Origin of the sequence: Xanthobacter dioxanivorans, from assembly GCF_016807805.1 — a bacterium.
GTDB classification, from domain to species: domain Bacteria; phylum Pseudomonadota; class Alphaproteobacteria; order Rhizobiales; family Xanthobacteraceae; genus Xanthobacter; species Xanthobacter dioxanivorans.
In genome coordinates, this window is sequence record NZ_CP063362.1 from 5040167 (window position 1) to 5067152 (window position 26986).

The window sequence follows — 26986 nt, forward strand, 5'->3', positions numbered from 1 at the left end:
CGGAAGGTCAGGCGGCGGATTTGCGATAGTCGGGGTTCACGAGGTTTTCCGGCTCCTCGCCCGTGAGGATGCGCAGCACCTCCTGCGCGGCACCCATGCTCATGGCCCGCATGGAGGTGGCGGTGATGCCGGCCACGTGCGGCGTCATGAGCAGGTTGGGCAGCGCGAACAGCGCGCTGTCGGCCGGCACCGGATGCACGTCGTAGACATCCGTTGCCGCCCCGGCGATGCGGCCGGCGGCGAGGGCATCGATCAGCGTCGCGGTGTCCACGATGGGGCCGCGCGCCGGGTTGATCAGCACCGCGTCCGGCTTCATCCGGCCGATGAGGTCGACGCTCACGAGCCCGCGTGTGTCCGCCGTCAGCGGGCAGGCGATCACGATGGCGTCGCTCTCTTCGAACAGCGCGCCGAGGCTCGTCGCCTCAATGCCGTCCGGCGCCGCGCCGGAGCGGGAGGCGCCGAGTACCCGCATGCCGAAGCCCGCCTGCCCGATGGCCGCGACGCGCCGTCCAATGGCGCCGAGGCCGACGATGCCGAGGGTGGAGCCGGCGATCTCGCGGGTTCCGTCGCCCAGCGTCCGGGCCGGGTTCCAGCCGTCGGCCCGCAGCCTTGCGTCGATCCGCGCGATGGGCCGGCGCAGGTGGAACAGGGCCGAGAAGACGTATTCGGCGACCGTCTGGGTGTTGCTGCCCGGAAGGTTCGCCACCGGGATGCCGCGCGTGGTGGCCGCTGCGACGGGGATGAAATCGAGCCCCACCCCGTGGCGGACCACCCCCTTGAGGTGGTCGGCGCCCTCGAACACGTCGTCCGGCAGCTTGGCGCGGACGATCACCGCATCCGCCACGCGGGTGTGGCGGCGCAGGGTATCGTCGGACGTGTCCACGCCGACGATGACCCGCGCATGCGGCGCAAGCAGCGCCGCGCCATCGGGGTGAAGGGCATTGGTGGCGAAGACGATGGGCCTGTCACTGGCCATAGGGGGCGCCCTCCGCGATGGGATTGACCAGGGTCCCGAGCCCCTCGATGCGTGCCCGCACCACGGTTCCGGGCCTGAGCCAGGCCGGCGGCTTGCGCATGCCGGCAACGCCGGCCGGCGTGCCGGTGGCGATCATGTCGCCGGGCTCGAGCGGCTGCGTGTGTGAAAGGTGGGAGACGAGGTCGGCCACGTCAAAGACGAGGTTGGAGGAGATGCCCTCCTGCAGCCGCGCGCCGTCGACCTCAAGGGAGAGGGCGAGGGCGTGCGGGTCGGTGATCTCGTCGGCGGTGGCGAGGAACGGGCCGAGCGGCCCGAAGGTCGGCAGGTTCTTGCCACGGGCGAAGCCGCCGTCGCGCTTGATCATCTCGCTGGCGCTGATGTCATTGAAGACCGCATAGGCGGCGACAAAGGACAGGGCTTCCGCGCGCCCGACCTTGTCCGCCCGCCGGCCGATCACCGCGGCGATCTCCACCTCGTAGGTGCAGCCGCCGATGTCCGGCGGCAGGAGGATGGGCGCGCCCGGACCGACCACGGTGGAGGCCTGCTTCATGAACAGCACCGGCTCGGCCGGCGGGGCCATGCCCCGCTCCGCCAGCGCGTCGCGATAATTGAATGCGAGGGCATAGATGCGTGCCGGCACATAGGGTGCCAGCAGCTCGACCTCCGACAGGGGAAGGCGGGCGGCATCGGCGAGGCCATGGGTGGCGATGCGCGCGGCGGCCACGTCGAGGCCGCCGCGGATCAGCGCGTGCATGTCCGGCGCGGTGCCGGCGAGCGCGCCGGCCATGACCGGATGGGCGAGGTCGAAGACCGCGTCCCCGGCGCCCGCGCCGTCACCCTGGAGCACGCCGGCGCGGTCTTCGCCGGCATGGCGGAAGCTGACGAAGCGCATGGCTCAGGCCACCCGGTAGCGGTCGATGACGGAGCGGTCGATCTCGATGCCGAGGCCGGGGCCGGTGGGGATCTTCACCCGGCCGCGCTCCTGCACGATGGGCTCCTTGGCGAGATGGTCGCGGAAGGGGTTCTCGCACTGCTCGAACTCCAGCAGCGGCTCGAACGGGAACAGGCTCGGCGGCTGGTCGGCCAGGGAGCCGAGGAAGTGCAGCGTGGCGGCGATGCCCACCGCCGAGCCCCAGGCGTGAGGCACGCACTCGACGCCATGGGTGGAGGCGAGGGCCGCGATCTTCTTGCATTCGGACAGGCCGCCGGCGGCGCACACGTCCGGCTGCACGATGTCCATGGCCTTGCGCACGATGGCGTCGCGGAAGCCCCAGCGGGTGAACTCGTTCTCGCCGCCGGCCACCGCCATGTCGAGGGCGCGCGCCACCTCCACGTAGCCGTCGATGTCCTCGGGCGAGATGGGCTCCTCGAACCATTCCACGTCCAGTTCCTCGAGCTTGCGGCCAAGGCGGATGGCGACCGGCACGGAGAAGGCGTGGTTGGCGTCCACCATGAGGCGGATGTCCGGCCCGATGGCCTCGCGCACCGCCTTCACCCGCTCATAGTCCTTGGTGATGTTGCCGAGGCCGATCTTCATCTTGACGGCCTTGAAGCCCTCATCCACGTAGCCGACCGCCTCCTCGACCGCCTCCTCCACCAGCCGCTCGAAATCGATGAAGTAGAGGCCGGTCGCGTAGCAATCGACCTCGGTGCGGAAGGCGCCGCCGAGCAGCTTGTGCACCGGCTTGCCGCAGCTCTTGCCGATGATGTCCCACAAAGCGATGTCGATGCCGCTGATGGCGGCGATCGACATGCCCTTGTTCCCGTAGTCCTTGATGCGGTTGTAGAGGTCCTCCCAGATGACCTCCACGTCGAACGGGTCGCGGCCGAGGATGCGCGGGCCGAACTGGGTCTCGATGAAGGCCTTGGCCACGGCCGAGGGGCCGTAGCACTCGCCCCAGCCGACGATGCCGTCGGCGGTCTCGATCTCGACCAGGCAGGTGCCGCGGGTCTTGTAGAGCCACCCCCGCGAGGAGGTGAAAGGCTTCTCCACGGGGGCCGACATGACATGGGCCCGGACGCTCTTGATGACGCTCACGACGCGCTCTTTCTGCTGGGAACGGGAGGAGGCGCGGCAAGCCGCACCTTCGTTTCGTCATGCCCCGGCTTGTCCGGGGCATCTACTTTGCCGCTTGCTCGGTGCCTCCATCCGGGGCCCGCCCGGCCCCGCCGGGGGATGACCGCAGTCCGAGGGTGCGCTTTCGGCTAGTCGGCGCCCTTGAACACCTGGCTTGCCACCGCGTTCAGCGACTTCTGCACGGCGTTCACCTCCTGATCGAGGGCGTCGCCGGTGAGGTCGTCGACCAGCACGCCGTTCTCGGCCGCGAAGGTCTTGAAGCGGGGGTCCTGGATCGCCTTGCGGAACGCATCGACCAGGGTCTTGCGCACCTCCGGCGGGATCTTGGCGGGGGCGACGATGTAGGCCATCTGCACCACCGGGCCGAAGGGGAAGACGTCGTAGCCCTTCTCCTTCATGGTCGGCACGTCGGGGAAGACGGACAGGCGCTGGTTGTCGAACACGGCGATCGGCCTCACCTGGCCGGCCTTGATCTGGGCGATGCTCTCGGAGGGTTTCAGCACGGCCGCGTCGATCTGGCCGCCGGCGAGGTCGGTGATGACCTTGGCGCCGCCCGGGTAGGGCACGTTCACATAGTCCACGCCCGCGGCCTTGGCCGACATGGTCGCGAAGATGTGGTTGATGTTGTAGGTGCCCGGCGTGCCGATGGTCACCTTGCCGGGATTCGCCTTCATCTGCGCGACGAAGGCCTCCACGTCCTTCGGGCCGTCGGTCTTCACCAGCAGCATCAACGGATCGCTGGAGACGCGGGCGATGCCGGTGAACTGGTCGTTGCGCAGGGGCGTCTTGTTCTGCGCGATCATGGAGAGGGTGGACGAGGTGCCCATTCCGAGGGTGTAGCCGTCCGGCGTCGCGCTCGCGACGCGGCCCATGCCGATGGTGCCGGTGCCGCCGGGCACGTTGTCGACGATGATGCGCACGCCGTTCTCGGCGAGGATGGGCGCCAGCATGCGTGCGGCGATGTCGTTGGAGCCGCCGGAGTTCCACGGAACGATGAGCCGCACCTCGCGGCTCGGGAACTTGTCCTGCGCGGCGGCGCTCCCCGCCGCGGCGAGAAGGACCGCCCCCAAAGCGAGGGCAAGGCTGTGCTTCATCGGCGTTTCTCCCTTTTGTTGTTTGTTATAACAAGCGACATATAACCTCCTTGTCAACGCCCTTTTCAGGTGCTCCCCTTGGGCAATGGAGGCGAATGTGAACGTGGCCGATCAGAATCTCTCGCGGATCGCCCGCGAGCCGCTGTGGGACCGCGCCCATGCGCAGTTGCGCGAGGCGCTGCTCGCCGGCCGGTTCGAGCCGGGCAGCGCCCTGGTGCTGCGCCAGCTCGCGGAGACCTTCGGCACCTCCATCACGCCGGTGCGCGATGCGCTCTCTCGGCTGGTGGCGCAGGGAGTTCTGGAACAGGGGGCGCGCAATTCCGCCCTCGTGCCGGACCTCAGGAAGAGCGCGCTGCTCGACATCATGGTGGTGCGCAGCGAGCTGGAAGGCCGTGCCACGCGGGAGGCCACGCTGAAGGCGATGCCTGCCGACATCGACGCGCTGGATGCTCTCCTGGGCGAGATGCGGGGGATGATCGGCCGGCGGGAGCTCGACGCCTATCTCGACGTCCACCGCCGCTTTCATTTCGGCATCTATGCCCTCGCCGGCATCCCGATCCTCAATGAGATGATCGAGAATCTCTGGCTCAGGTGCGGGCCGATCCTGTCCTTCGTCGTGCCCGAATACGTGGTCTCGCTGAAGGGCACCGACCATCATCGGGCGGCGCTGGACGCCATGCGCCGCAAGGACGGGGCAGCCGCCGAGGCGGAGATCGTCGCCGACATCGAGGAGGCCGGGCGCTATCTCCTCGGCCTCGCCGACCCGGCCGGGCGCATCCGTCGGCGCAAGCTCCCCTGATTCCACGCCGGAACCTCAACCGGCACAGGGGCTGCCGCAGGCGTCCGGAGCCATGCGGCGGCGCTAGCGCCGTGGCCGCGTCTCCGGCATGACGAGGAGGACGGTGAGAAAGCCGATGCCGGCGATGGCGGCGAGCAGCTCGAAGGCGGCGTAGCTGCCAAAATGGTCGGCCGCGAATCCGGCCAGCACCGTGCTGATGGACGCGCCGATGCCCATGGCGCAGCCGACCGTGCCCTGCGCCAGGTTGAAGTGCCCGCCCTCGTGGGCGACGTCGAAGACCACCAGCGGCACGAGGACGCCGAGCACCGCCGCCGACAGGCCGTCGAGGATCTGGATCACCACCAGCAATTCGGGGGCGGTGACGGTGGCGAACAGGAGGCCGCGCACAACCAGCGCCCCGAAGCCGGCGAGCAGCAACGGGCGGCGACCCCAGCTTTGGGCAAGCCGGCCCACCCACGGCGACAGCACGGTGACGGTGAATTGCGGCACGACCATCGCCGCCGCGACCATCACGGTGGCCGTCTCGCTGAAGCGCATGGTGAGCAGGCTTGCAGCAAGCGGCAGCATGGCGGCGTTGGCGAGGTGGAACAGCATCACGCAGGCCGCGAAGATCACCAGCGGCCGGTTGCGGACGATCGCGAGGGCGCCGCCGGCGAGGTCACCCCGCGGCGCGCGCGGCGCCGGGGCCTCGGACGGCACCGCGATATCCTGGGCGCGGATGCGCAAGAGCGCGAACAGCGCCGGCAAGACCATGAGGGCGGTGAGAAAGAACACCGCGTGGCTCGAGAGATAATAGCCGGCCGCCCCCATCACCGCGGCGGCGATCCCGGTGCCGGCCGAGGCGAAGGCGGCGTTTCGCCCCAGCCGCTCGCCGATGTGCCCCTCCCGGGCGATGCGCACGCTGAGCGCCACCAGGGCGAGGCCCAGCACGCTGCTGGCGACGGCATGCGCCACGCGGGACACCACCACCACTGGGAACACCGGCCAGAGGGCGAAGGCCAGCGCCGCTCCGGCGATGAAGAGGAGTGAGACGACCACGGCAGCGCGTAGCGAACGAAGCCGGTCCACCAGCGCTCCCAGCGGGATCTGCCCGCCGAGGCTGACGAGGCCGCCGATGGTGAGCACGAGGCCGATGTCCACCTGCGTCCACTTCTGCGTCGAGAGGAATACGGCAACGAAGGGACCGAACCCCGTCTGCACGTCAGCGACGAAAAAGACGAGCCAGTCCAGTCCGCGCCGGCTGCGCCTGGCCACGGGCGGCGGCTCCGGCGCTGAGGCCCGGCCCCGCCGGGAAGGCGTGCCGTCCGGTGCCTCCCTGGCCTCACCTGGGCGGTTGCGAGGCTCTTCCGTCACGCCCGCCATGCCGATGCGCCTTCCCGATCTGATGGCGGCTAGGGCCTCTGCGCGGCCGGCGCAGAGGTGTCGACCGCAGCCGGCACGGGCGCCACCGGGGGCGAGGACGCCGAGGAAGCGGGGGCCTGGAAAGGGGCGGACTGGACGGGGGCGGATTGGACAGAGGAAGCCGCGGCGTCGGCTGCCGCGGCGGGAGCCGCAGATGGGGCCGGCGCGGCCGGATCCGCCCGTCCGACGATGACCACCGCCTCGCCGGGCTTATAGGCCGGCGCCGTCCTGAGTTGGTCGCGCGACAGGTCGACGCTGATCGTATCCGCGCTGGCGCCCCTGGAAAAATGCAGCACCCGCCAATCCACCGCGATCTTGCGCGTGCCGACGCCGAGAAAGCCCCCGAAATCGACGATGGCAGCGCGGATCACCCCGCTGCGGTCGACCATGACGTCGACGAGGCGCCCCATATCCTCGCCGTTCAAGCCCTTTACCGGCTTGCCCAGCAGCGTATCGGCCACGGTGCCGTCGAGGATGACGGCAGGGGTCTCGGTTCCGGGCAGGCGGGCTGTCGCGGGTGTTCCCGGCTGCGCCCCCGGCCCGCCCTGGCCTGCGGCTCCCTGGCTGGGCGTTCCCTGGGCAGTCCCTCTCTGGGCGGGGCCGGCCGGCGGCGAGGGGTCCTGGGCGGGCGCCGCAGGCTGCGGCTGAGCCGGCGGTTGAACCGGAGGGAGTGGTGCCGGCTGCGACATGGCGATGCCGGTCACCGTGGCGAGGGCGGCAAAGCCGCCGGCCAGCCGTCCGAGCCAGACCGCGACGCAGGCGCGCAGCGCAAGCCGGATGGAGAGCCGGACAGGCACGGGCCGAGCGCCCGCCTTCAGGATGCATGCGGCATGGACGTGCCGGTCGGTGGACTTTGCCTGGATCAGCATGCCTGCCCTCCTGCTTGCCGTGGTTTCGTGCCGCCGGCGACCTTGATCCGGGCCATGGGCGAAACGCGTCCTTCGCTTCCCGCCACCGCCAGGGGCGCGCTCGTGCGCACCGCTTCGAAGCGGATACGCAGCCCGGAGCGGACGCCGCGGCGTTCCGCGGCGCAGCGATTTGCCGTCCTGATGAAACGAACTGGCCCGAGCGGCGTTCCCGCTTGGTGCGCCTGGATTGCAAGATCCACATCATCTCGAGCCGAACGAGGGAATGTGTACACTCTGCAACCGAAGGGGCGGCCATGCCCCGCACCGCAGCCTCTGCCTGGATATTCAGGGCGCCGCCGCTCCGACGGAGACGCCATGCCCTGCGGCGACCCGCAGCATGCGCCGGCGGTGACCGATGACCTGAGCTATTACGCCAACCGGCCGCTCGCCTTCCTCGCCCGCTATGTCGCCCGGCACCGGCTGCGCCACATGGTCATCGTGGCAGCGGTGCTGGGAGCGGTGGCCTTCTCCGTCAGCACGCAATATGGCGTGAAACTGCTGGTCGATGCCCTCGCCGCGTCGTCCTCGGCCGGATCGGCCCCGTGGGCCGCCTTCGCCGTGCTGGTTTCCTTCATCGCCGCCGACAACCTGCTCTGGCGCGTGGCAAGCTGGAATGCGGCCCATGCCTTCGTGAGCGTCACCGGCGACCTCAGGTCCGACCTTTTCCGCCATCTCACCGGCCACGCTCCGGCCTATTTCTCCGACCGCCTGCCCGGCGTGCTGACGAGCCGCGTCACGGCGACCTCGAACGCCGTGTTCCAGATCGAGAACATGTTCGTCTGGAATGTGATGCCGCCCTGCATCGCCACCGCCGGCGCCATCGTGTTCCTTGCCATCGTCAGCGTCGAGATGGCCCTGGTGCTGGTGGGCATCGCCGGCGCGGTGATGATCGTCATGTTCCGCATCGCCGCCACCGGCCGGCCTCTGCACCATGCCTTCGCCAATCGGGCGGCGGCCGTGGACGGCGAGATGGTGGACGTGGTGGGCAACATGGCCTTGGTGCGCGCATTCGGCGCCATCAGCCGCGAGCACCGGCGCTTCGACGCCACCGTCGCCGAGGAGATGAAGGCCCGCCGGCGCAGCCTCCTCTACCTTGAGAAGCTGCGCCTGATGCATGCGCTGGTGGTGGTGGTGATGACGCTCGCCCTCCTCGCCTGGGCCATCAGCCTGTGGCAAACCGGCCGGGCCAGCGCCGGCGACGTGGTGCTCGTCTGCACCCTCGGCATTTCGGTGCTGAGCGCCACCCGCGACCTCGCGGTCGCGCTGGTGGACGTGACCCAGCACATGGCCCGGCTGTCCGAGGCGCTGTCCACCCTGCTCTCGCCGCACGAGCTGCGCGACCATCCCGAGGCGGCGGCCCTGGTGCACACGGGTGCCCGCGTCACCTTCGAGGACATTTCCTTCCGCTACCCGAACGGCTGGCAGGTCTTCGACGGGTTCGGGGCCGAGATCGAGCCCGGCCAGCGCGTCGGGCTGGTGGGTCCCTCCGGCGGCGGCAAGTCCACGCTGGTGGCGCTGCTGCAACGCTTCTACCGGCTGCAGGGCGGTCGCATCCTGATCGACGGCCAGGACATCGCCCGCATCACCGAGGAAAGCCTGCGCCAGACCATCGCGGTGGTGCCGCAGGATACCGCGCTGCTCAACCGCACGCTGCTGGAGAACATCCGCTACGGCCGGCCCCACGCGACCGACGACGAGGTGTGGGAGGCCGCCATCGGGGCCCGCTGCCTGCCCTTCATCGAGAAGCTGCCGCAGGGCCTCGAGACCGTGGTGGGTGACCGGGGCGTGAAGCTTTCCGGCGGTCAGCGCCAGCGCATCGCCATCGCCCGCGCGTTCCTCAAGAATGCGCCCATCCTCGTCCTCGACGAGGCGACCTCCGCCCTCGACACCGAAGCCGAGGAGGCGATCCGGGAAGCGCTGGAACGGCTGATGACCGGGCGTACCGTCATCACCATCGCCCACCGCCTGTCCACCTTGCGCAACTTCGACCGCATCCTGGTGCTGCGCGGCGGCAAGCTGGTGGAGGACGGCCCGCCGCACCGGCTGATGCGCGAACCCGGCATCTACCGCGACCTGGTCAACCGCGAGATGAGCCGCCTGTCGGAACAGGAGGTGTGAACCGCTCGTGGGCCTGTGTTACCCGACCGCTGCCGGAGTTGCAGCCGGGCTAACGCATCGCGTCCACGCCATCGGGATGTCCTGAGGACGCGCCGCCCGACGGAGCCGATCGCGGCATCGGCCGACGGTACGCCCCGCGGCAAAGGCCCAGTTGACGCGGCGGGACTAGTGCCATCACGCGGCCCATGTGGGCCCGGTCGGGCATGCGGGCGGCGGCAGATGCGCTCCGTCGCCCGCGTCGGTCGACCTGTCCCCGGGACAGGCGAAACTCAATCGGCGGCCCCGTCGGTCGCATCCTGGGCCGCGCCCCAGTGCGGGTCCTGCGCACCGACAAAGGTCGGGATGCTGGAGGACGCGGGCAGCTTGCGCAGTCCGGCCGGCACGCGCACCGCCGGCGCAGCCTCGTTGAAGAACAGGGCCGGCGAGGTCTCGTTGCCGTATTTCTGGAAGAACTGCTCCTGCTCCATGTTCTCCTTGGTCACGGTCTCGTCGGCATACGCGTTGCCGACGATCCCCATGCCGACCAGGGCGAGCGTGCCGAAAGTGGTCAGGAGCTTCAGGCGGGTATTCATGTTCGTTCTCCATGTCTGGTGTGGAGAGAACATAGAAAACGCGCGGCGCCACCGAAATCAGCCAACGATTTCGTGGGCTAGTGCATACAGGTGGGATGAAGAGACCTTCGTATGATCGGGCCGCGATGCCTGGTCCCGGCCTCGGTGCCCCGACGGCGTGCGTAGCAAGGCCCGCACAGGCGCAACGCCGCCGCCGCGGAGGCGGCGCGGGACGTCTTGTTCCCATGGTTGAGGCTTCCCGAGGCTCGATGGCCGCACCATGCCCAAACCGCCGACGGGATGGCGTCCGGCGGGGCGCCGCCATGTCAGGCACGCTGGTAGATGTTCTCCAGGCGCACGATGTCGTCCTCGCCCAGATAGGAGCCGGTCTGCACCTCGATGAGTTCGAGACGGATGCGGCCGGGATTGGCGAGGCGATGCACGTTGCCGAGGGGGATGTAGGTGGATTCGTTCTCGTGCACGGTGAACTTGCGGTCGGCGAGCGTCACCTCCGCCGTGCCGCGCACGACGATCCAGTGCTCGGCGCGATGATGGTGCTTCTGCAGCGAGAGCACGCCGCCCGGCTCCACCACGATCTTCTTCACCTGGAAGCGGTCGCCGAGGCAGACCGTCTCGTAGGTGCCCCACGGCCGATGCACGATCTGGTGCACGTCGGCCTCGCGGCGGTTGGATTTCTTGAGCTGGGTGACCAGGTCCTTCACGTCCTGGCTGCGGTCGGTGGGCATCACCAGAACCGCATCGGAAGTGGCGACCACCGACACATTCTCAAGTCCGATGCAGGCCACCAGCGGCCCCTCGGAACGCACATAGCTTCCCGAGCTGTCGAGCAGCGCCACCGGCCCCTGCACCACGTTGCCGTCGCCATCGGCCGCCCCGACCTCGTACACCGCATCCCACGACCCGAGATCGGACCAGGAGAAGTCGCCCCGCACCACGGCAGACTTGCGCGTGTGCTCCAGCACCGCGAAGTCGATGGACTTGGCCGGCGCCGCCTCGAACGCCTTGGGATCGAGGCGGATGAAGCCGATATCCTCGTCCGCAAGCTCCAGCGCGGCCACCGCGTTACTGGTCAGCTCCGGCTCGAAGGCCATCGCCTCCGAGATGAGGAGCTCCGCCGGGAACAGGAAGTTACCGGAATTCCAGAGATAGCCGGCATCCAGATAGCGCTGCGCGGTCGGCGCGTCGGGCTTCTCGACGAAGGAGTCCACCTCGAACGCGCCCTCCCCGCCCAGCGCCGCGCCGGGATTGATGTAGCCATAGCTGGTGCGCGGGGAATCGGGGGCGATACCGAAGGTGACGATGCGGCCGAGGGCCGCCGCCTTGGCGGCGATGGTCACCGCGGCGCGGAACTTCTCCGGCTCCCGCACCACATGGTCGGAGGCGAGCGCCAGGATCAGCGTCTCCGGCCCGTAGCGCCGCGCCACATAGGCCGAGGCCACCACCAGCGCCGGGGCGCTGTCGCGCCGCGCCGGCTCGAGGATGATGGCGGGCTCGATTCCCACCTCCTGCGCCTGGCGCTGGACATAGAAGCGGTAGTCGCCGTTGGTGATCACCACCGGCGGAAGGAAATCAGGCCCCGGCGGCGTGCGCAGCAGGGTCTCCTGGAATAGCGAGAGATTCGATGTGAGCGCGATGAACTGCTTCGGAAGGGCGTTGCGCGACAGCGGCCAGAGGCGGGTTCCGGTACCACCGGCGAGCACGACGGGGACGATCTTCATCTCATTCCTCTCGAAATGCGCCGCGTCGGCCGACCCCGGCCGTTCCGCCTAGAATTGACACACCGCACATAGACCGTCCAGCACGCGGGTGGTGCAGAAAGGCGGGGCAGGCGGGCGGCCGCGCCCGGAAAAGCGTTGTCCCTGAAGGCATCACGCCGCAGGGTCGCCGGGGCGGCGCGGAGCGATTGTGCAGCGCAATAGCGCCGCCCGCCTCCATTTGCCCTCCGCGGCGTTATCCTGGCACCCCCCTGCGCCGCGCATCCGCCGCCCCGCTCATGGCGTCGCCGGGAGCTTCCGCCTGAGCACCGCGGCGAGGACGACGGACACGCCCACCATCAGCAGCACGCCCACGAAGATGCCGGCGAGGCGCTCCACCACCGGAAGCAGCGCCGCCGGCGGCCCGCTTCCGGTCACCATGGCGGTGATGAAGGCCACGCCGCCCTGGGTGCCGATATAGGATTGCGACCCGCCGCCATGGTGCAGGCGGGAGAAATAGAAGATGCCCGCGAACAGGACCGCCCCGTAGAGCGGCAGGGCATCGAGGTCCAGCGACAACGCCGCGACGCCCAGCGCCGCGCCGAGGGCACAGCCCAGGAAACGCTGCCGCGCCCGGGCGCGGATGGCGGCGAAGTCCCGGTCGAGCACCACGAGGGCGGACGCGATGGCCTGGGGAAGGGACGGAATGTCGAACCACGACCAGATCGCCGTCATGCCCACGGCGGACAAGCCGCCCACCAAAGCGAGGCGGGTGAGGTCGAGGTCTGGCGCATGCGCCGCCGCCGGGGCCACCGCGGCATGGGCCGGCGCCGGGGGGCGCGCGAGAGCGTGGACGAAAGCACTGGCGAGGACACCGCACGCGATCTCGACGAAGCGGAACTGGGCGAAGGAGAACAGCACCCGGGGCTCGACGATGCTCACCGTCACCATGAGCATGATGGTGATCGTGCCGTAGAACCAGGCATAGCCGTAGCGGCTGGCGAAGCGCTGGTAGGAGCCCAGGGCGCACGCGGCGAACAGGGCCAGAGCCTGGAACGCGACCCTCCCCTCCATGACGATCGCCAGGGCATAGCCCAGCGCGAGCCCCGCCATCGTCCCGACCACCCGCATGACCGCCTTGCGCCAGAGGGCGCCGAAATCGGGATTGGCCACCACCCACGCCGAGATGGCCGCCCACCACATGTCCTGAAGTCCCAGCGCCGCGCCCACCAGCACCGCCAGCACCACGCTCGATGCGGTAAGGGCGCCCTGCCGCGCGCTCCATCCGGGAGGGGAGCCCGCCACCGCTCAGAACCAGATCAGCACGCGGGCGTCGGCACCGCGATAGAGGGGCTGGGTCCCGGGCAGGGGACCCATGTCGATCAGCACCGGAAAGCGGCGCGGCAGACGAATCCAGTCGGTGTCGAGGGGCACGTAGGGCAGAGCCCCCTCCTCCGACGGCGTGCGGGCGATGCCCGGAGCGATGGAGCGCACGGTGCCCTCGTGCAGGCGCCAGGGATCCGAGCCGATGGTGAACCACACCGTCTGCCCCACCCTGAGGCGGGCCAGGTGGCGCTCGTTCACCGCGGCCACGATGTGCCAGTTGTCATTGGAGACGAGCGCGGCCAAAGGCTTGCCGGCATGGGCATAATCCCCGGCCCGCATCGCCAGCGGCGCCACCCGCCCGGCCACCGGCGCGGCGACGCGGGTGCGGTCGAGATCGTAGCGGGCCTTGTCGAGGGCGCGGACGGCCGTCTCGCGCTCGGCTTGCCGTACCGAAACCAGGCCTTCGGCGACGGCGAGGAGGCTCTGCGCCTTGCGCAGTTCGGCGCTGGCCACGAGCGCGTTGCGGTTCGCCTCGTCGAGGGCGGCGGCCGATGCGTCCCCGGTCTGCGCCAGGGATTGCACGCGCTGGCGCTCGCGGTCGGCATTCTCCCAGGAGGCCTGCGCCGCCGCCACCATCGCCATGCTTTCGGCGATGGCGTCACGCGCCATCTTCGTGCGCTGCTCGGCGAGGGCCACCTCCGCCGCGGCGGAGGCGACGGCGAGCGCGAACGGATCGCGCTCGATCTGCGCCACGCTCGCCCCCGTCGCCACGGACGCGTCGTCCTTCACCGGCACGGCGACGAGGGGTCCCGAGACCTCGGGGGCGAGGAAGATCACGTTGCTGTCCACATAGGCATCGCCGGTATAGGCGAAGAAGTGGACGGAGGTTTCATAGATGAGGAAGACCGCCGCGACCGCGCCCAGCAGGCAGGCGACCACATGGCGTTCGACGAACGAGAGCACGCACGCCTCCAGGCAAATCCCGATGCCGTCCGTTACCATGCACCGTCGCCCCGCACCAAGCGCGGCAGGGCGACGGGGTGGAGGGCGAAGGCAAGGGCCGGCGCGGCGCGCGGGTGGCGCGGTGGCGGCCAGGGCCTCGGTGTTCAGTCCTCGCCGCGCCGGGGGCGCTTGCGGGTCTTGAAGTCGGCCTTCAGCTCGGCGCGGCTGTAGTGGTTGTTGCCCTCCACCAGCTGGGTCAGCATGGCGAGGAAGGCGGAGCGATATTCCGGATCCAGCGGCTCGAGCAGGCGCTGCTGCGCCTTCACCATGCCGGCGTACATCTTCTCCACCAGTTCCCGGCCCTCGTCGGTGAGAAAGGCGTTCATGGAGCGCCGGTCCCGGTCGGAGCGCTCGCGCCGCACCAGCCCGCGTTCGGCGAGGCGCTCCAGCACGTCCGCCACATTGGTGCGGTCGATGCCCACTTCCACGCCGATGGTGCGCTGGTCGCTGCCGGAATGCTGGAGCAGCGTGGTCATCAGCCCGTATTGCACCGGGGTGATGCTGAACGCCTTGCACTCCTCCAGGAAGATCGCGGAATGGATCTGGTGCAGCCGCCGCACCAGAAAGCCGGGGCGTTCCCACAACGGCATGGGCAAATGGTCGGGGGACAGGTGGTCGGGGGCACGTGATCAGGGGGCAGGTGGTCAGGGGGCAGGTGGTCCGGATGCTCCCGCTGTGCCGTCTTCGCCCGCCGCGCCGTGTCCGCAGGGGCATCCCGCCTCGGCTGCGCGTCCGCGAGGATGCTGGTATCCTTCCCTTTCAAGGCCGCCCCTTCCCTCGATCCCGTTTCGCGCCCCGCCCCACAAGCGGGAAATCCCCTGGATCCGAACCCGAAACGCCGTATCGCCGCGTTCCCACCCCATGGGAGCACGCCCGATGCGGCAGCCGCAAGCGCGGGCCGGCCGGATGTCCGATGAGGCGGAAGCCGCATCGCGGCCGCTTGCACACGCGGGCACGCTTCATGCAGTGTACCACATTGTATCTGGCTTGATACGCCCTTTCCGGAGCTCACCAGCACTTCGGAAATGCTGAAATTGAGGGACGTTCAAGATGCGCGCCAAGTCTGCCTCCAAGCTTCTTGCATCAATTATAGGCTGTATGCTGATGATTTCGACGGCATCCGCCGCCGAGACCATCCGTGTCCGACTGGACTGGACGCCGTGGGGCAACCAGGCCCCCTTCCACCTTGCCGCCAAGAAGGGCCTGTTCGCCGCCAACGGCCTCGACGTGGAGATCGTCGACGGCAACGGTTCGGTGGCCACCGTCCAGATCGTGGGCAATGGCGAGTTCGACGTGGGCCACGCCTCCCTCGCCCCCATGGCCATCGCCCGCGCCAAGGGCCTGCCGGTGAAGGCCATCGCCGGCTTCGTGCGGCAGAACGACATCGGCCTCCTCGTGCCCAAGGACAGCGGCATCACCAAGCCGGCCGACCTCAAGGGCAAGAAGCTCGCCTTCACCGCCGGCTCGCTGGAGGCGCCGTTCCTTGACCGTTTCCTCGCCGCCGGCAACCTCACCCGCGCCGACGTGGACCTGATCGCGGTGGACGCCGCCGCCAAGGGTGGCACCTATATGATGGGACGCGCCGACGGGGTGTTCTCCACCGTGCCCTTCATCCTGCCGCTGGTGAGCGCGCAGCGGCCCTCCTCCGTCATCCGCTTCGCCGACTATGGCCTCACCTTCCCCAGCTTCGGCCTGTTCGCCACCGAGAAGAGCATCGCCGCCAAGGGCCCGGCGCTGAAGGCCTTTTCCAGCATCGTCGCCGGCACCTGGACCTACATCCTCGACGGCCACGAGGACGAGGCGGTTCAGGCCATCATCGACGCGCGGCCGCAGGCCAAGCTCAATCCCGCCGTGCTGCGGACGCAGATCGAGACGCTGAAGGGCTTCGTCGCCACCCCCGCCACCAACGGCAAGCCCATGGGCGTCATGGCGCAGGCGGACTGGGCGGAGGCCTTGAGCGTGCTCGCCGACGGCGGCCTCGTGCCCGCCGGACAGGATGCGGCCGCCTATTTCACCAACGACCTGATCGACCCTGCCCTGGTGGCGCGTGCCGCGGCGGGCGGGCGCTGAGGTGCCCTCCGCCTTCATCGAAGCGCGCGGGGTCAGCAAGCGGTTCGGCGGGGCGGCGGGCGTGCTGGCGCTCGACGCCATCGGGCTGGAGATCGGCGAGGGCGAGTTCGTCAGCCTGCTCGGGCCCTCCGGCTGCGGCAAGAGCACGTTCCTGCGCTGCCTCGCCGGGCTCGAGACCCCGAGCACCGGCACGCTGGCGCTGGAAGGCCGCCCCATCTGCGGCCCGCCCGAGGCCCTCGGCATCGCCTTCCAGCGCGACGCCCTGCTCGACTGGTTCGATATCCTGGAGAACGTGCTGTTGCCCGCCGATTTCGGCGGCAAGCGCAAGGCGGACTTCGTCCCCAAGGCGCGGGAACTGCTGCAGATGGTGGGGCTGAAGGACTTTGCCCACGCCTACCCGGCGGCGCTCTCCGGCGGCATGCGCCAGCGAGCCGCCATCTGCCGCTCCCTGCTGATGGATCCGCGCCTCCTGCTCATGGACGAGCCGTTCGGCGCCCTCGACGCCCTGACGCGGGACCAGCTCAACGTGGACCTGCACCATCTGTGGCTGCGACGGCGGATGACCACCGTGTTCGTCACCCACTCCATCTCGGAGGCGGTGTTCCTGTCGAGCCGCATCGTGGTGTTCTCCCCGCGCCCCGGGCGCATCGTCGAGAACGTGGTGCTGGACCTGCCCGCCGAGCGACGCCTCGCGGTCAAGGAGACGCCGGAATTCCTCAGCTATACCCGCCACTTCCGGCATCTGTTCGAGACCATGGGCCTCATCCATGACTGAGCGGGCACAATGATCGACAAGCTCTCATCCGCCCTGAAGGGCGCCGCCGCCCCGCTCGCCGGCGCCCTGTCGGTGCTGGTGCTGTGGGAGGTGGTGGTGCGCGTCCTCGGCGTCCAGCCGGTGTTCGTGCCGCCGCCCTCTTTGGTGCTGGCCGACATCGCGTCGGCGCCGCTCTGGTTCGCCCAGCAGACCGCTTTCACCGCCGTCATCACGCTGGCGGGCTTCGCCTGCGCGGCCGTGTTCGGCATCCTCTTCGCCGTCCTCATCGTGGAATGGCCTCTGCTCGACCGCCTGCTCTTCCCGCTGTTCATCGCCCTCAACAGCGTGCCCAAGGTGGCGGTGGCGCCGCTCTTCATCATCTGGTTCGGCACCGGCGCCGAGCCCAAGATCGCCATCTCCTTCCTGGTGGCGGTGTTCGCCATCGTGGTGGATACGGCGCTGGGCCTGCGCTCGGTGCCCGCCGACACGCTGGACCTCGCCAGGGCCCTGCGCGGATCGCGGCTGAAGGTGCTGCTGCGGATCAAGCTCTATTGCGCCCTGCCCCACATCTTCGCCGGCCTGAAGGTGACCATGTCGCTGGCGCTGGTGGGGGCGATCGTGGGCGAGTTCGTCTCGGCGCAGCAGGGGCTCGGCTACGTGATCATGACCGCGCAGGGCATGTTCGACACGCCGCGCGTGTTCGCCGCCATCCTCATCCTCGCGGTGCTGGGCCTTGGCCTCATCGCCGTGATCGACGCGGTGGAACGGCGCGCGCTGCCGTGGCGCGCGAGGGCGGCGGCGGGCGGACACTGAGCGCGGGGCGGTGGCCACCACATGCCTCCCCGCCGCCATCCCCCGACTTGTCCGGGGGATCCACCCTGCGGCAGGGATCGAGGCTCGGCCAGGTGGATGCCCCGGACAAGCCGGGGCATGACGGGGGCGAGGTCTTCCGGGGGCGAGGTCTTCAAAGCGGCGCGAAGGCGCCCGGACAGACGGGAGGCGGCAGCGCCGCCTCGAACGCGGCGGCCGCGGCGAGGAGATGGGCGTCCGCCCCCCAGCCGGCCACCAGTTGCACGCCGAGCGGCCCGCCATTGTCCGCCACGCCCGCCGGCAGGGCGATGGCGGGATGCCCGGTGAGGTCGAAGAGGGAAAGCGCCGTCGTCCATTCCGCCCGCAGCAGGCCCACCTCTTCCCCGTCCACCGCCAGGGGGCCGGCAAGATCGAAGTCCGCCGCCACCATCGGGGCGGAGACGCAGGGCGTGAGGATGAAATCCGCCCGCCCCATCACCCCCTGCACCTGCCGGAACAGCAGCGTGCGCGCCACCTGCGCCCGTTGCAGGTCGAGCGCGCTGTAGCCCCGCGCCGCCGCGATGCCGGTCTGCAGCGTGGGCGACAGCCGCGCCATCTCCGTGTCGGGCGTCGCGGAAAAGCGCATGGCCCAGTTGGTCTGTTGGAGGGTGGTCCAGATGGGGTCGGGATGGGCGAAGCCATAGGCCTCCTCCGTCACCGTGGCGCCGAGGACCTCCAGCACCGAAGCCGCACGGCGCGTGGCGGCCTCCACCTCGGCGGCCACCTTGCGGTTGCCGGTGCGCATCCACATCACCACCCGCCGGCCGGCGAGGGGCGATCCTTCCGGCGCCGGCGCGGGCGGAGCCTTCAGGCTCCACGGATCGGCCGCCACCGGCCCCGCCACCACCGGCAGGGTGGCGGCGATGTCCGCCACATGCCGCGCCAGCAGGCCCAGATGGATGAAGCTGCCGAACCCGTCCGGCACCCGCTCGTGCGGCACGAGGCCCAGCGTCGGCTTGAAGCCGTAGACGCCGGTCGCCGCCGCCGGCAGGCGGGTGGAGCAGCCGGCATCGGTGGCGAGCGTCACCGGCGTGACACCCATGGCCACGGTCACCCCCGCGCCGGAGGAGGAGCCGCCGCAGGTCAGCGCGGGATTGAACGGGTTTCTCGTCATCCCCATCAGCGGCGAGAAGCCGAGGGGGGCATGGGCGAATTCGGTGGTGGTGGTCTTGCCCACGACCACCGCCCCCGCCGCCTTCAGCCGTGCCACGGCGGTGATGTCCACCTGCGCCGGTGGCGCATCGGCGAACAAAGGCGAGCCCCAGCGCGTGGGAAGGCCGGCGCAGTCGAGGATGTCCTTCACGCTCACCGGCACGCCAGCCAGCGGACCGATACGTTCGCCGGACGCAATGCGCGCATCGAGCGCATCCGCCGCCGCCAGCGCGCCCGCCTCGTCGATCACGGCGAAGGGGTTGAGGGCCGGTTGAACCGCATGGGCGCGGCGCAGCGCCTCGGCGACCGTGGCCCGCGCCGTGCGCGTCCCAGCCGCATGGTCCGCCGCGAGGCGCGCGACCGCCGGGCCTTCAGCCGGCATGCTCACACCGGGATGCACAGGGCATTGTCGATGAGCAGGCTGTCATAGACGCAGGTGCGCGAGGCGAGCTTCAGCCCCTCCTCCGTCCGCCGGAAGCGATCGATGTAGCGTCCCACTTGATGGATGGTTGCGTCCGGACGGTCGAACAGCACCTGGAACACCACGTAGTTGGCGGCGGCCGAAAAGCTGCCGTCCTCTTCCTCCGCCACCGTCAGGTTGCTCACCATGTGCCGCAGGTAGCGCGGGGCGAACATGGCGGTCTTCTCCAGCGCGAACGCCCGGTCGCGGATCATGCCGCGGTTCTCGCAATAGATGAGGCCGACGGGCAGCTTGCGATCGTAATTCTCACGCGAGACCACGGTGTAGAAGCCGTCCTTGGTGAACAGCTCGGCCCAGTCCATGAGGCGCTGTTCGTCGAGGGCGCTGCAATAGGCGGCATTGAAGGCCTCCACCTCCGCCTTCAGCAGCAAAGCGGAGATCAGGTCGTCCCGGCTCGGCGCCGGCTTCAGGGATGTGCTCAGCATGTCGGCGCCTCCTCAGGCGATGCCCATGGCGTCGCGCCAGTGGCGGTACATGGCGCGGATGGCCGCTTCCGAGATGAGGGTGTCGGAGGTGCCGGCCTCCACCTGCGGATCGAGTTGCACCAGATGCTCGCCGCCGGGCACGCCGATCATGCCGTCCTGCACGAACTTGATGGCCTCGTTGTCCTCCAACCCGAGGAAGCCGGCCGGGCCCATCAGGTTGCCCTGGCGCAGGCGGTGGCGGGTCATCTCCTCGTCGTCGCCCTCGAAGCCGAACATGGTCCACTTCATGATGAACTCGTTCGGGCCCGTGGGCACGATGTGGCGGATGCCGAGGGTATTCATCTCCCGCTGGACGATGAGGTTCGGCCAGATGGTGGCCATGGTCACCGACCAGGGGCTGTCGAACTCGTCGATGAAATTCATGAAGCGCGGCTCTTCCAGCGTCATGCCTTCCTTGTAGGCCCGCATCTCCTTCTTCTTGTCCTCGGAGACGGTGGCATCCGACTTGGCCGAGGCCATCACCCCGTGCCGGCCGGAGGGATCAGCCAGCATCAGCGACTTGTTGCCTGCCACCAGGAGGCCGAAGGTGACGAGGAAGGTGTGCAGAAGCGTTGCGTGGTACGGGTCCTTCAGGTTCTCGTGATAGAGCTTCCAGTTGCCCGGCAGGCTATGGCGGTAGTGGCCGAGCAGCTTGAGCTTGCGCCCGTCGAAGGTGGCCTCGAACTCGCGCAGCACCTCGGGGCCGAGATAGTCCGGGAAGGACTCCATGTCGTCCACGTAGGACGCGAACACCACGCCGCGATGGGTGGTCACGTTGAGCTGCCTGAGGCCGTGGTCGGCGGGCTTGAAGTCCTTCGGCATGCCGCCCTTGCCGTCCACGCCGCGGCGGAACGGCACCCCGACCAGATTGCCCTTCAGGTCGTAGGACCACTGGTGATAGGGGCAGACGAACTCCCTGGCGTTGCCCGACAAATCCCGGCAGAACTCGGCGGCGCGGTGGGCGCAGCGGTTCTCGAACGCGTGGATCGTGCCGTCCTCGGCGCGGGCCACCACCACCGGGGTCGGGCCCACATTGGAGCGAATGAAGTCGCCGGGGTTCTCGACCTCGCATTCCAGCGCCACGAAGTTCCAGGTGCGGCCATGGAAGATCCGCTCCACCTCGCGCTGGTAGATGGCATCGTCAGTATAGACCCAGTCCGGAATGACGGAGAGGCCTTCCTCGGGCCACACATAGGTCTTCGCGAACTGGACGTCGGGGCTCGCGCTCATGTCGTCCTCCTCTGGAGTGTCTTCGGCGACGTCCACGGGCCGTGCGCCGTGGGCGGCGGGGTCGAACGGGGTCTCGGCGGCGAGTTCGGCGCGGCCGGCGCGGATCGCGGCGGGATCGTCGAAGGCGATCACGGCCGTGACCCGCCCGGTCTCGGGATCGAGCGTGCGGTAGACGGCGCCAACGGTGCCGTCCGCCCCGCTCACCACCACCGCGTCGGCGGCGCCGGGCGTGCCTACCATCTGGATGTTGAGGCCGAACTGGTCGGTCCAGAACCAGGGCGCCTTCGCGGAGGGGGAGACGACCTCCCCGGCGATGGCGCGGCCGGCGGCGGCGCCTTGTTCCTCGGCATTCTGCCAGCTCTCCAGCCGGCGGCGATGGCCCCGAATGGGGGCGTGGTGGAGCGCGCAGTCGCCCGCCGCGAAGATGTCCGGCACGCTGGTGCGCCCGGCCGCATCCACCACGATGCCGCCGTCCACCGCACAGCCCGCCGCTTCCGCCAACGCCGTCTCCGGCACCAGGCCGACGCCGACCAGAACCACATCGGCTTCAACCGGCCCCAGCGTAGTGGCGAGGGCGAGCCCCCGGCCGTCTTGCGCGATGGCCTCCACGCCAACGCCGCGGCGGACGGTCACGCCGGCCTTTTCCGCCACCCGGCGGAAGACAGCACCGAGGGCCGGCGGCAGCAGGCGGGCCATCAGCTCGTCTTCGCGCTCCAGCACCACCACCTCGGCGCCGCGCGCCCGGGCGGCGGAGGCGAGCTCCAGACCGATGAAGCCACCCCCCACCACCGCGACGCGGCCGGCGGTTGCCAGGGACGCGGCGATGGCCTGCGCATCCTCGATGGTGCGCAGATGATGGACACCCGGCAGGTCCGCGCCGGGAACCGCCAGCCGCCGCGCCGACCCGCCCGTGGCGAGAAGCAGCGCGCCGTAGGCCAGGACGGTGCCGCCCGAAAGGGTGACCGTGCGGGCGTCAGGGTCCACCGCCTCGGCCCGGACGCCCAGATGCAGGGCGACGTCGAGCGTCGCCGCATCCTCCGCCGGCAGGCGGGTGGCGGATGCGAGGCCGAACGTCCCGGCGAGCGCATCCTTGGACAAGGGCGGGCGCTCATAGGGCAGATGCGCCTCGTCGCCGACAAGGTGGATCGGGGCGGCAAGGCCGGCAGCACGGGCGGCGCGAATGGCGGCGGCAGCGGCCTGTCCGGCGCCGACGATGACCAGCGGCGGCAGCGCCACAGCGGCGACCTCTTCCGTCCCTTCGCTCACGTCCGGCGCCAAATTACGTTGTACACTGCTTAATTCGAGATCCACAAAGACCTCCCCCGCCTCCACCCTTGCGGCATAGGTGGCGAGGTCCTTCGTCAGCGGCGCGCACAGGGCGCGGCCGGTGCGGATGTCGAAGACGCCCTGGTGCAGGGGGCACTCGATGGTGCCGTCCTCCACATAGCCGTCCTTGAGGAAAGCCAGAGCGTGGGTGCAAATGCCATGGGTCGCGTGCACGGCCTCGCCCATGCGGAACAGGGCGACGGGCACCCCCTCCACCTCCACGCCGGTCACCCCGCCGTCGCGCAGCGCATCAAACCGAGCCACCTTCCGCCAGGCCATGGCGTTGTTCCCTCACATCTCGATTTTAGTCAGTGTACTTTTCATTTTTCCAGGCACAAGCATCGAGCGTTCACGCCCGCGTCAGCTGCCGCCGAAGAGGCGGCGCAGCCAGCCGCGCAGGCTCGCCGCCAGCAGGCCGAAGGCGCTTAGCCCCGCCGGCTGCGCCACCGGCGCACGGCCGCCCAGCGCGGCCGCGAGGTTGCCGGCGAAGACGCCGGTGAGATGCCCCACCAGGTTCTGCACCAGCGCGCCGCGCGAGAACTGGGCCAGCGGCCCGGTGATGCGATAGCGCAGCGCCACGTCGAGGTCCGAGCCGCCATCCGCACCCGGCTTCAGGGCGAAGGCGATCTCGCCCCTGGCCTGCGAGCCTGAGCCGCCGTCCTTGCCTGAACCTGTGACCAGACCGGTATGAGCGGTGTCATCGAACGCGACCGTCGCCTCGCCGCCGAAGGAGGCCTTGATGGGGCCGAAGGTCACCACCATGCGGCCTTCCACCCGCTCGCCGTCGAAGGACGTGATCTGCGCCCCCGGCAGGCAGAGGGCGAGGAGGTCCATGTCCTTCAGCGCCGCCCATACCGCCTCGGGGGCCGCATCGATATGCACGCTCTGGCGGATCTCGCTCCCGCCCGGCCCCACCGCCGACACGGCGGCGGGGGCCGGCTGTGCCACGGGAGGCTTCACCGGCGCGGCTGCGCGCGCGACTTCCGCGACCGCCACCTCCGGAGCCGGCACGCACGCGGCGGCGGGCGCCTTGCCGGCGGAGACGGCGCAAACGGCGTTGACGATGCCCACATAGCCGGTGCAGCGGCAGAGATTGCCGCTGAGCTCCTCGCGCACCGTCCGCTCGGAGCTCTCGCCCAGCCGGGTCACGATGTCCCGCGAGGAGATGAGCATGCCGGGCGTGCAGAAACCGCACTGAAGCGCGTGATGCTCGGAAAAAGCCTCGCGCAGCTCGCCCATGACGGGGTCGGCGTCGAAGCCCTCGATGGTGCGCACGTCCGCCCCGTCGCAGGCGGCAGCGGCGGCGATGCAGGAGCGCTGCGGCCTGCCGTCGATGAGCACGGTGCAGGCGCCGCAGACCCCCTGCTCGCAGCCCAGATGCGTGCCGGTGAGCGACAATTGCTCGCGCAGGAAGTCCGCAAGGTGGATGCGCGGCTCCACCAAAGCGCTGATGCGCTCGCCGTTGACGGTGAGGGTAATGGCGTTCATGCGATCCCCGCATCGCTGAAGGCACGCGCGACGGCCACCTTGTGGATGGCGCGGAACGCCTCCGGATGGCCGGCCAGCGCCGCCTCGATTTCCTCTTCGGCCTTTGCCAATGCGCCGGCCGCATCCCCGGCGCCGAGGGCTTCGCTCGCACCAGGCAGCACCAGCGGCGGCGCCTCCACCGCTCCCGCCACCACCCGCGCGAAGCCCCGCGCGCCATCCACCACCACGGCGCCGATGGCCTGGGCGAACTCGCCGGTCTTGCGGCAGAGCTTGTGGTAGCCGACCTTCGCCCCGGCCGAGAGCACGGGCACGCGCACGGCGGCGAGCACCTCGTCGGGCTGAAGAGTCGTGGTATAGGCGGCGATCATGAAATCGCCCATGGCGCTCTCGCGCGTGCCGGCCTTGCTGCGGATGACGAGGCGGGCATCGAGCACGCTCAAGGTGGAAATCCAGTCCGCCGCCGGGTCCGCGTGGGCCAGGCTGCCGCCGATCGTGCCGCGGTTGCGCACCGCGCGATAGGCTATGCCGTGGGCCACCCGGCGCATCAGGCCGGCGGTCACGTCCGGCACCACGCCATCCTCGATCTCGGCATGGGTCCAGCCGGCGCCGATCTCCAGGAAATCCGTGCCGCGTGTCAGCGTGCGCAGCTCGCCGACGCGGCGCAGGTCCACCAGGGCAGCGGGGCGCGCGAGGCGCAAATTCAGCATGGGGCCCAGCGAGCAGCCGCCGGAGACGGGCTTCGCCCCCTCCCCCGCAAGTGCCGCGAGGGCCTGGTCGAGGCTGGTGGCGAGGGTCAGATCGAAAGCTGCGGGCTTCATGCGGCGCTCCGTCCGCTCGTGTCCGGGCCCTTGGCCGCGGCGATGGCCGCGAGCACCCGGTCGGGCGTCGCCGGGATCTCGCAGAGCACGGCGCCGAGCCCGCGCAGGGCATCGTTCATGGCGTTCACGATCGCCCCGGCGGGGGCGATGGCGCCGCCTTCCCCCACCCCCTTGATGCCGTGGGCGGAAAACGGCGAGAGCGTCTCGGTGTGGGCGATGCGCGTCTTCGGCAACTCGGTGGGGCCGGGCAGCAGATAATCGATGAGGGTGGAGGCGAGCGGCTGGCCTTCGGCGTCGTAGGTGCTCTCCTCGAACAGCGCCGTGCCGATGCCCTGGGCGACGCCGCCATAGGCCTGCCCCTCGACGATCATGGGGTTCACCATGCGCCCGCAGTCTTCCACCACCACATAGTCGAGGATCTCGGTGGCGCCGGTCGCCGGGTCCACCGCCACCAGGGCGGCGTGGGTGGCATAGGAGAACAGGCCCGTATCCACCTGCGGCTTGTAGCCCTCGGTCACTTCGAGGCCGCCGGTGTCCACGGTGTCGGGCAGGACTTCCGGCGTCGTGTACCAGGCCCGCGCCACCTCGGCGAAGGTGGTGGAGCCGTTCAGGCCGTGGATCACGCCCTTGTCGAAGCGGATGTCGGCGGGCGTGCATTGCAGCAGGTGCGCGGCCAGAGCCTTCACCTTCTCCGCCAGCTTCTCGGCGGTGCGCGAGACCGCGCCGCCGGCCATGACGATGCCGCGCGAGGCATAGGCGCCGGTGGAGAAGGGCGTGGTCGCGGTGTCGCCGAGGATGACGCGGATCTGCGCCACCGGAAGGGTGAGGATCTCGCTCGCCATCTGCGCCAGCGTCGTCTCCAGCCCCTGGCCGATGGTGTGGATGCCGGCCCGCACGTCGGCGCTGCCATCGGGGTTGAGGCGGATGGTGGCCTGCTCATAGCCCGGCACCAGGGGCGTGCCCCAGGAGGCGAACACCTTGGTGCCGTGGGCGGACTGCTCCGTATAGGTTGAGAAGCCGACGCCGATGAGCCGCCCGTCCGGCTCCCGCGTCTTCTGGCGTTCGCGCACGGCATCGAAGCCGATCATCTCGCGCGCGGTGGCCAGCGAGGCGGGATAGTCGCCGCTGTCGTAATACTTCTTGGTGATGTTGGTGTAGGGCATGGCCGAGCCCGGCACGAGGTTCTCCGCCCGCACGTCCACCGCCTCGCGCCCTACGGCGGCAGCGATGGCGTCGATGGTCAGCTCCATGGCGAAGCACACGCCCGGCCGCGCCACGCCGCGATAGGGCGCAAACGGCGGCTTGTTGGTGGCCACCGACCAGGTCTTGCAGCGATAGACCGGCCAGATGTACGGCCCCGGCAGGTTGCCGCCGGCCTGCGCCGCCTCCAGGCACGCGGTGAAGGGCCAGACCGAATAGGCGCCCACATTCACGCTGACTTCCGCGTCGAGCCCCAGCAGCCGGCCGCGCTCGTCCGCATAGGCGGTGATGACGTACTCATGCTCGCGGGCATTGGCGCCGGCGGTGAGGTGCTCGCGCCGGTCCTCGATCCAGCGGAACGGGCGCTTCAGGGTGAGCGCCAGCCACGCCACCAGGATCTCCTCCGGCTGGAGCAGGCACTTGTAGCCGAAGCCGCCGCCCACGTCCGGCGGGGCGATGCGGATCTGGCCTTCGGGAATGCCCAGCGTCTCGGCGAGGCCGGTGCGGATCATGTGCGGCACCTGGGTGGAGGTGTGCACCACCAGCAGGTTCGCCTGGAAATCCCACCAGGCGACGAGGCCCTTGCCCTCCATGGGGTGCATGCACTGGCGGCCGGTGCGGAAGCGCTTCTCCACCTTCACCGGCGCGGTGCGGGCCACCTCGTCCATGCCGCCGGAATCGAAGCTGGTTTCGAGGAAGAGGTTGTCGCCCCACGCCTCGTGCAGCAGCGCCGAGCCCGGCGCGCGCCCGGTGGCGCAATCGACGACGACGGGAAGCTCCTCGTAGTCGAATTCCGTCGCCTCGCACAAATCCTCCGCCTCGGCGCGGGTCGGGGCATAGGCCATGGCGACGATGTCGCCGACGAAACGCACCTTGTCCCGCGCCAGCGGCGGATGGGCGGAGAGCTTGTAGCCGGGAATGGTGGAGCGGGTGACGATGTCGCCCACCCCCACCGCGTCCAGGGATGTGAACACCCGGTCCTCGCGCCCCCGCGGCTTGGCCACCGAGAGGATGCGGGCATGGGCGACCGGGCTCCTCAGGAAGGCCACGTCGCACATGCCCGGCATGCGGATGTCGCCGGCGAACCGCCCGCGGCCCATGAGGTGGCGGTGATCCTCCTTGCGGCGGACGCGTGCGCCGACCCCCTCGCCCTCAACCACCCTGTGATCCACCGCCATGGCCGTTCC

22 protein-coding genes are annotated in these 26986 nt (G+C 70.0%); 5 read left to right on the plus strand and 17 right to left on the minus strand.

All coding sequences use genetic code 11. From position 1 onward, the window contains the following. Positions 1-7: 7 nt before the first annotated feature. The 4 genes from EZH22_RS23425 to EZH22_RS23440 form a co-directional block, all read right to left on the minus strand. Positions 8-976, minus strand: a complete 969-nt coding sequence (locus tag EZH22_RS23425) for a hydroxyacid dehydrogenase (protein WP_203192802.1) — start codon at positions 974-976, stop codon at positions 8-10. Continuing rightward, entirely contained in the window at positions 966-1868 is a 903-nt protein-coding gene (locus EZH22_RS23430; protein WP_203192803.1) for a fumarylacetoacetate hydrolase family protein, read from the minus strand. The genes EZH22_RS23425 and EZH22_RS23430 overlap by 11 nt, the downstream gene beginning before the upstream one ends. A gap of 3 nt (positions 1869-1871) precedes the next feature. Continuing rightward, the gene (locus EZH22_RS23435) at positions 1872-3014 is read right to left on the minus strand and encodes a mandelate racemase/muconate lactonizing enzyme family protein (protein ID WP_203192804.1); all 1143 of its coding nucleotides are present in this window, start codon (positions 3012-3014) and stop codon (positions 1872-1874) included. A gap of 167 nt (positions 3015-3181) precedes the next feature. Continuing rightward, complete coding sequence (locus EZH22_RS23440) at positions 3182-4147, minus strand: Bug family tripartite tricarboxylate transporter substrate binding protein (protein ID WP_203192805.1); 966 nt, start codon at positions 4145-4147, stop codon at positions 3182-3184. 97 nt (positions 4148-4244) lie between these two features. Here EZH22_RS23440 and EZH22_RS23445 point away from each other — a divergent pair, with 97 nt between their 5' ends. Further along, positions 4245-4946 (plus strand): GntR family transcriptional regulator, encoded by a 702-nt coding sequence (locus EZH22_RS23445; protein ID WP_231711112.1) that lies wholly within the window; start codon positions 4245-4247, stop codon positions 4944-4946. A gap of 63 nt (positions 4947-5009) precedes the next feature. Here the strand turns inward: EZH22_RS23445 and EZH22_RS23450 are convergent, their stop codons facing one another. Next, on the minus strand, positions 5010-6308 hold the full coding sequence (locus EZH22_RS23450) for an MFS transporter (RefSeq protein ID WP_203192807.1): 1299 nt from the start codon (positions 6306-6308) through the stop codon (positions 5010-5012). A 29-nt stretch (positions 6309-6337) separates the two neighbouring features. Next, positions 6338-7216 (minus strand): PRC-barrel domain-containing protein, encoded by an 879-nt coding sequence (locus EZH22_RS23455; RefSeq protein ID WP_203192808.1) that lies wholly within the window; start codon positions 7214-7216, stop codon positions 6338-6340. A 354-nt stretch (positions 7217-7570) separates the two neighbouring features. Between EZH22_RS23455 and EZH22_RS23460 the strand changes: the two genes are divergently transcribed. Continuing rightward, the gene (locus EZH22_RS23460; RefSeq protein ID WP_203192809.1) at positions 7571-9373 is read left to right on the plus strand and encodes an ABC transporter ATP-binding protein; all 1803 of its coding nucleotides are present in this window, start codon (positions 7571-7573) and stop codon (positions 9371-9373) included. A 269-nt stretch (positions 9374-9642) separates the two neighbouring features. Here EZH22_RS23460 and EZH22_RS23465 read toward each other — a convergent pair whose 3' ends face one another. From EZH22_RS23465 to EZH22_RS23485, 5 genes are all read right to left on the minus strand, one after another. After that, positions 9643-9945 (minus strand): hypothetical protein, encoded by a 303-nt coding sequence (locus EZH22_RS23465; protein ID WP_203192810.1) that lies wholly within the window; start codon positions 9943-9945, stop codon positions 9643-9645. Between the two features lie 305 nt (positions 9946-10250). Then, entirely contained in the window at positions 10251-11663 is a 1413-nt protein-coding gene (locus EZH22_RS23470; protein ID WP_203192811.1) for a mannose-1-phosphate guanylyltransferase/mannose-6-phosphate isomerase, read from the minus strand. A 273-nt stretch (positions 11664-11936) separates the two neighbouring features. Continuing rightward, positions 11937-12944: an FUSC family protein gene (locus EZH22_RS23475; protein WP_203192812.1), complete on the minus strand. Its 1008-nt coding sequence runs from the start codon at positions 12942-12944 to the stop codon at positions 11937-11939. 3 nt (positions 12945-12947) lie between these two features. Next, positions 12948-13928, minus strand: coding sequence for an HlyD family secretion protein (locus tag EZH22_RS23480; RefSeq protein WP_203192813.1), 981 nt, complete (start codon positions 13926-13928; stop codon positions 12948-12950). Between the two features lie 143 nt (positions 13929-14071). Beyond that, positions 14072-14557, minus strand: coding sequence for a MarR family winged helix-turn-helix transcriptional regulator (locus EZH22_RS23485; protein WP_203192814.1), 486 nt, complete (start codon positions 14555-14557; stop codon positions 14072-14074). 514 nt (positions 14558-15071) lie between these two features. Here EZH22_RS23485 and EZH22_RS23490 point away from each other — a divergent pair. The 3 genes from EZH22_RS23490 to EZH22_RS23500 are packed head-to-tail and all read left to right on the plus strand — an operon-like array spanning position 15072 to position 17604. Continuing rightward, entirely contained in the window at positions 15072-16037 is a 966-nt protein-coding gene (locus tag EZH22_RS23490; protein ID WP_203192815.1) for an ABC transporter substrate-binding protein, read from the plus strand. A gap of 1 nt (position 16038) precedes the next feature. Further along, on the plus strand, positions 16039-16812 hold the full coding sequence (locus tag EZH22_RS23495) for an ABC transporter ATP-binding protein (RefSeq protein WP_203192816.1): 774 nt from the start codon (positions 16039-16041) through the stop codon (positions 16810-16812). A gap of 9 nt (positions 16813-16821) precedes the next feature. Continuing rightward, positions 16822-17604, plus strand: coding sequence for an ABC transporter permease (locus EZH22_RS23500; RefSeq protein ID WP_203192817.1), 783 nt, complete (start codon positions 16822-16824; stop codon positions 17602-17604). Between the two features lie 151 nt (positions 17605-17755). On the opposite strand, the gene EZH22_RS23505 is transcribed toward EZH22_RS23500, so the two are convergent. The 6 genes from EZH22_RS23505 to EZH22_RS23530 form a co-directional block, all read right to left on the minus strand. Continuing rightward, positions 17756-19174, minus strand: coding sequence for an amidase (locus tag EZH22_RS23505; protein WP_203192818.1), 1419 nt, complete (start codon positions 19172-19174; stop codon positions 17756-17758). 2 nt (positions 19175-19176) lie between these two features. Further along, a complete protein-coding gene (locus EZH22_RS23510; RefSeq protein WP_203192819.1) occupies positions 19177-19698 on the minus strand; it encodes an aromatic-ring-hydroxylating dioxygenase subunit beta in 522 nt (173 codons plus the stop codon). 12 nt (positions 19699-19710) lie between these two features. Further along, positions 19711-22572 (minus strand): FAD-dependent oxidoreductase, encoded by a 2862-nt coding sequence (locus EZH22_RS23515; protein WP_203192820.1) that lies wholly within the window; start codon positions 22570-22572, stop codon positions 19711-19713. 81 nt (positions 22573-22653) lie between these two features. Beyond that, positions 22654-23781: a 2Fe-2S iron-sulfur cluster-binding protein gene (locus EZH22_RS23520; protein WP_203192821.1), complete on the minus strand. Its 1128-nt coding sequence runs from the start codon at positions 23779-23781 to the stop codon at positions 22654-22656. Then, entirely contained in the window at positions 23778-24599 is an 822-nt protein-coding gene (locus tag EZH22_RS23525; RefSeq protein WP_203192822.1) for an FAD binding domain-containing protein, read from the minus strand. Before EZH22_RS23525 ends, EZH22_RS23520 begins: the two co-directional genes overlap by 4 nt. After that, positions 24596-26977: a xanthine dehydrogenase family protein molybdopterin-binding subunit gene (locus tag EZH22_RS23530; protein WP_203192823.1), complete on the minus strand. Its 2382-nt coding sequence runs from the start codon at positions 26975-26977 to the stop codon at positions 24596-24598. Before EZH22_RS23530 ends, EZH22_RS23525 begins: the two co-directional genes overlap by 4 nt. Positions 26978-26986: the final 9 nt, after the last annotated feature.

Coding starts and splice junctions, on each gene's coding strand:
- EZH22_RS23505 (WP_203192818.1), bottom strand. CDS start 19,174: ATGCCGGCTGAAGGCCCGGCGGTCGCGCGCCTCGCGGCGGACCATGCG.
- EZH22_RS23520 (WP_203192821.1), bottom strand. CDS start 23,781: ATGAACGCCATTACCCTCACCGTCAACGGCGAGCGCATCAGCGCTTTG.
- EZH22_RS23455 (WP_203192808.1), bottom strand. CDS start 7,216: ATGCTGATCCAGGCAAAGTCCACCGACCGGCACGTCCATGCCGCATGC.
- EZH22_RS23425 (WP_203192802.1), bottom strand. CDS start 976: ATGGCCAGTGACAGGCCCATCGTCTTCGCCACCAATGCCCTTCACCCC.
- EZH22_RS23465 (WP_203192810.1), bottom strand. CDS start 9,945: ATGAATACCCGCCTGAAGCTCCTGACCACTTTCGGCACGCTCGCCCTG.
- EZH22_RS23460 (WP_203192809.1), top strand. CDS start 7,571: ATGCCCTGCGGCGACCCGCAGCATGCGCCGGCGGTGACCGATGACCTG.
- EZH22_RS23500 (WP_203192817.1), top strand. CDS start 16,822: ATGATCGACAAGCTCTCATCCGCCCTGAAGGGCGCCGCCGCCCCGCTC.
- EZH22_RS23530 (WP_203192823.1), bottom strand. CDS start 26,977: ATGGCGGTGGATCACAGGGTGGTTGAGGGCGAGGGGGTCGGCGCACGC.
- EZH22_RS23525 (WP_203192822.1), bottom strand. CDS start 24,599: ATGAAGCCCGCAGCTTTCGATCTGACCCTCGCCACCAGCCTCGACCAG.
- EZH22_RS23440 (WP_203192805.1), bottom strand. CDS start 4,147: ATGAAGCACAGCCTTGCCCTCGCTTTGGGGGCGGTCCTTCTCGCCGCG.
- EZH22_RS23510 (WP_203192819.1), bottom strand. CDS start 19,698: ATGCTGAGCACATCCCTGAAGCCGGCGCCGAGCCGGGACGACCTGATC.
- EZH22_RS23450 (WP_203192807.1), bottom strand. CDS start 6,308: ATGGCGGGCGTGACGGAAGAGCCTCGCAACCGCCCAGGTGAGGCCAGG.
- EZH22_RS23430 (WP_203192803.1), bottom strand. CDS start 1,868: ATGCGCTTCGTCAGCTTCCGCCATGCCGGCGAAGACCGCGCCGGCGTG.
- EZH22_RS23490 (WP_203192815.1), top strand. CDS start 15,072: ATGATTTCGACGGCATCCGCCGCCGAGACCATCCGTGTCCGACTGGAC.
- EZH22_RS23470 (WP_203192811.1), bottom strand. CDS start 11,663: ATGAAGATCGTCCCCGTCGTGCTCGCCGGTGGTACCGGAACCCGCCTC.
- EZH22_RS23485 (WP_203192814.1), bottom strand. CDS start 14,557: ATGCCGTTGTGGGAACGCCCCGGCTTTCTGGTGCGGCGGCTGCACCAG.
- EZH22_RS23515 (WP_203192820.1), bottom strand. CDS start 22,572: ATGGCCTGGCGGAAGGTGGCTCGGTTTGATGCGCTGCGCGACGGCGGG.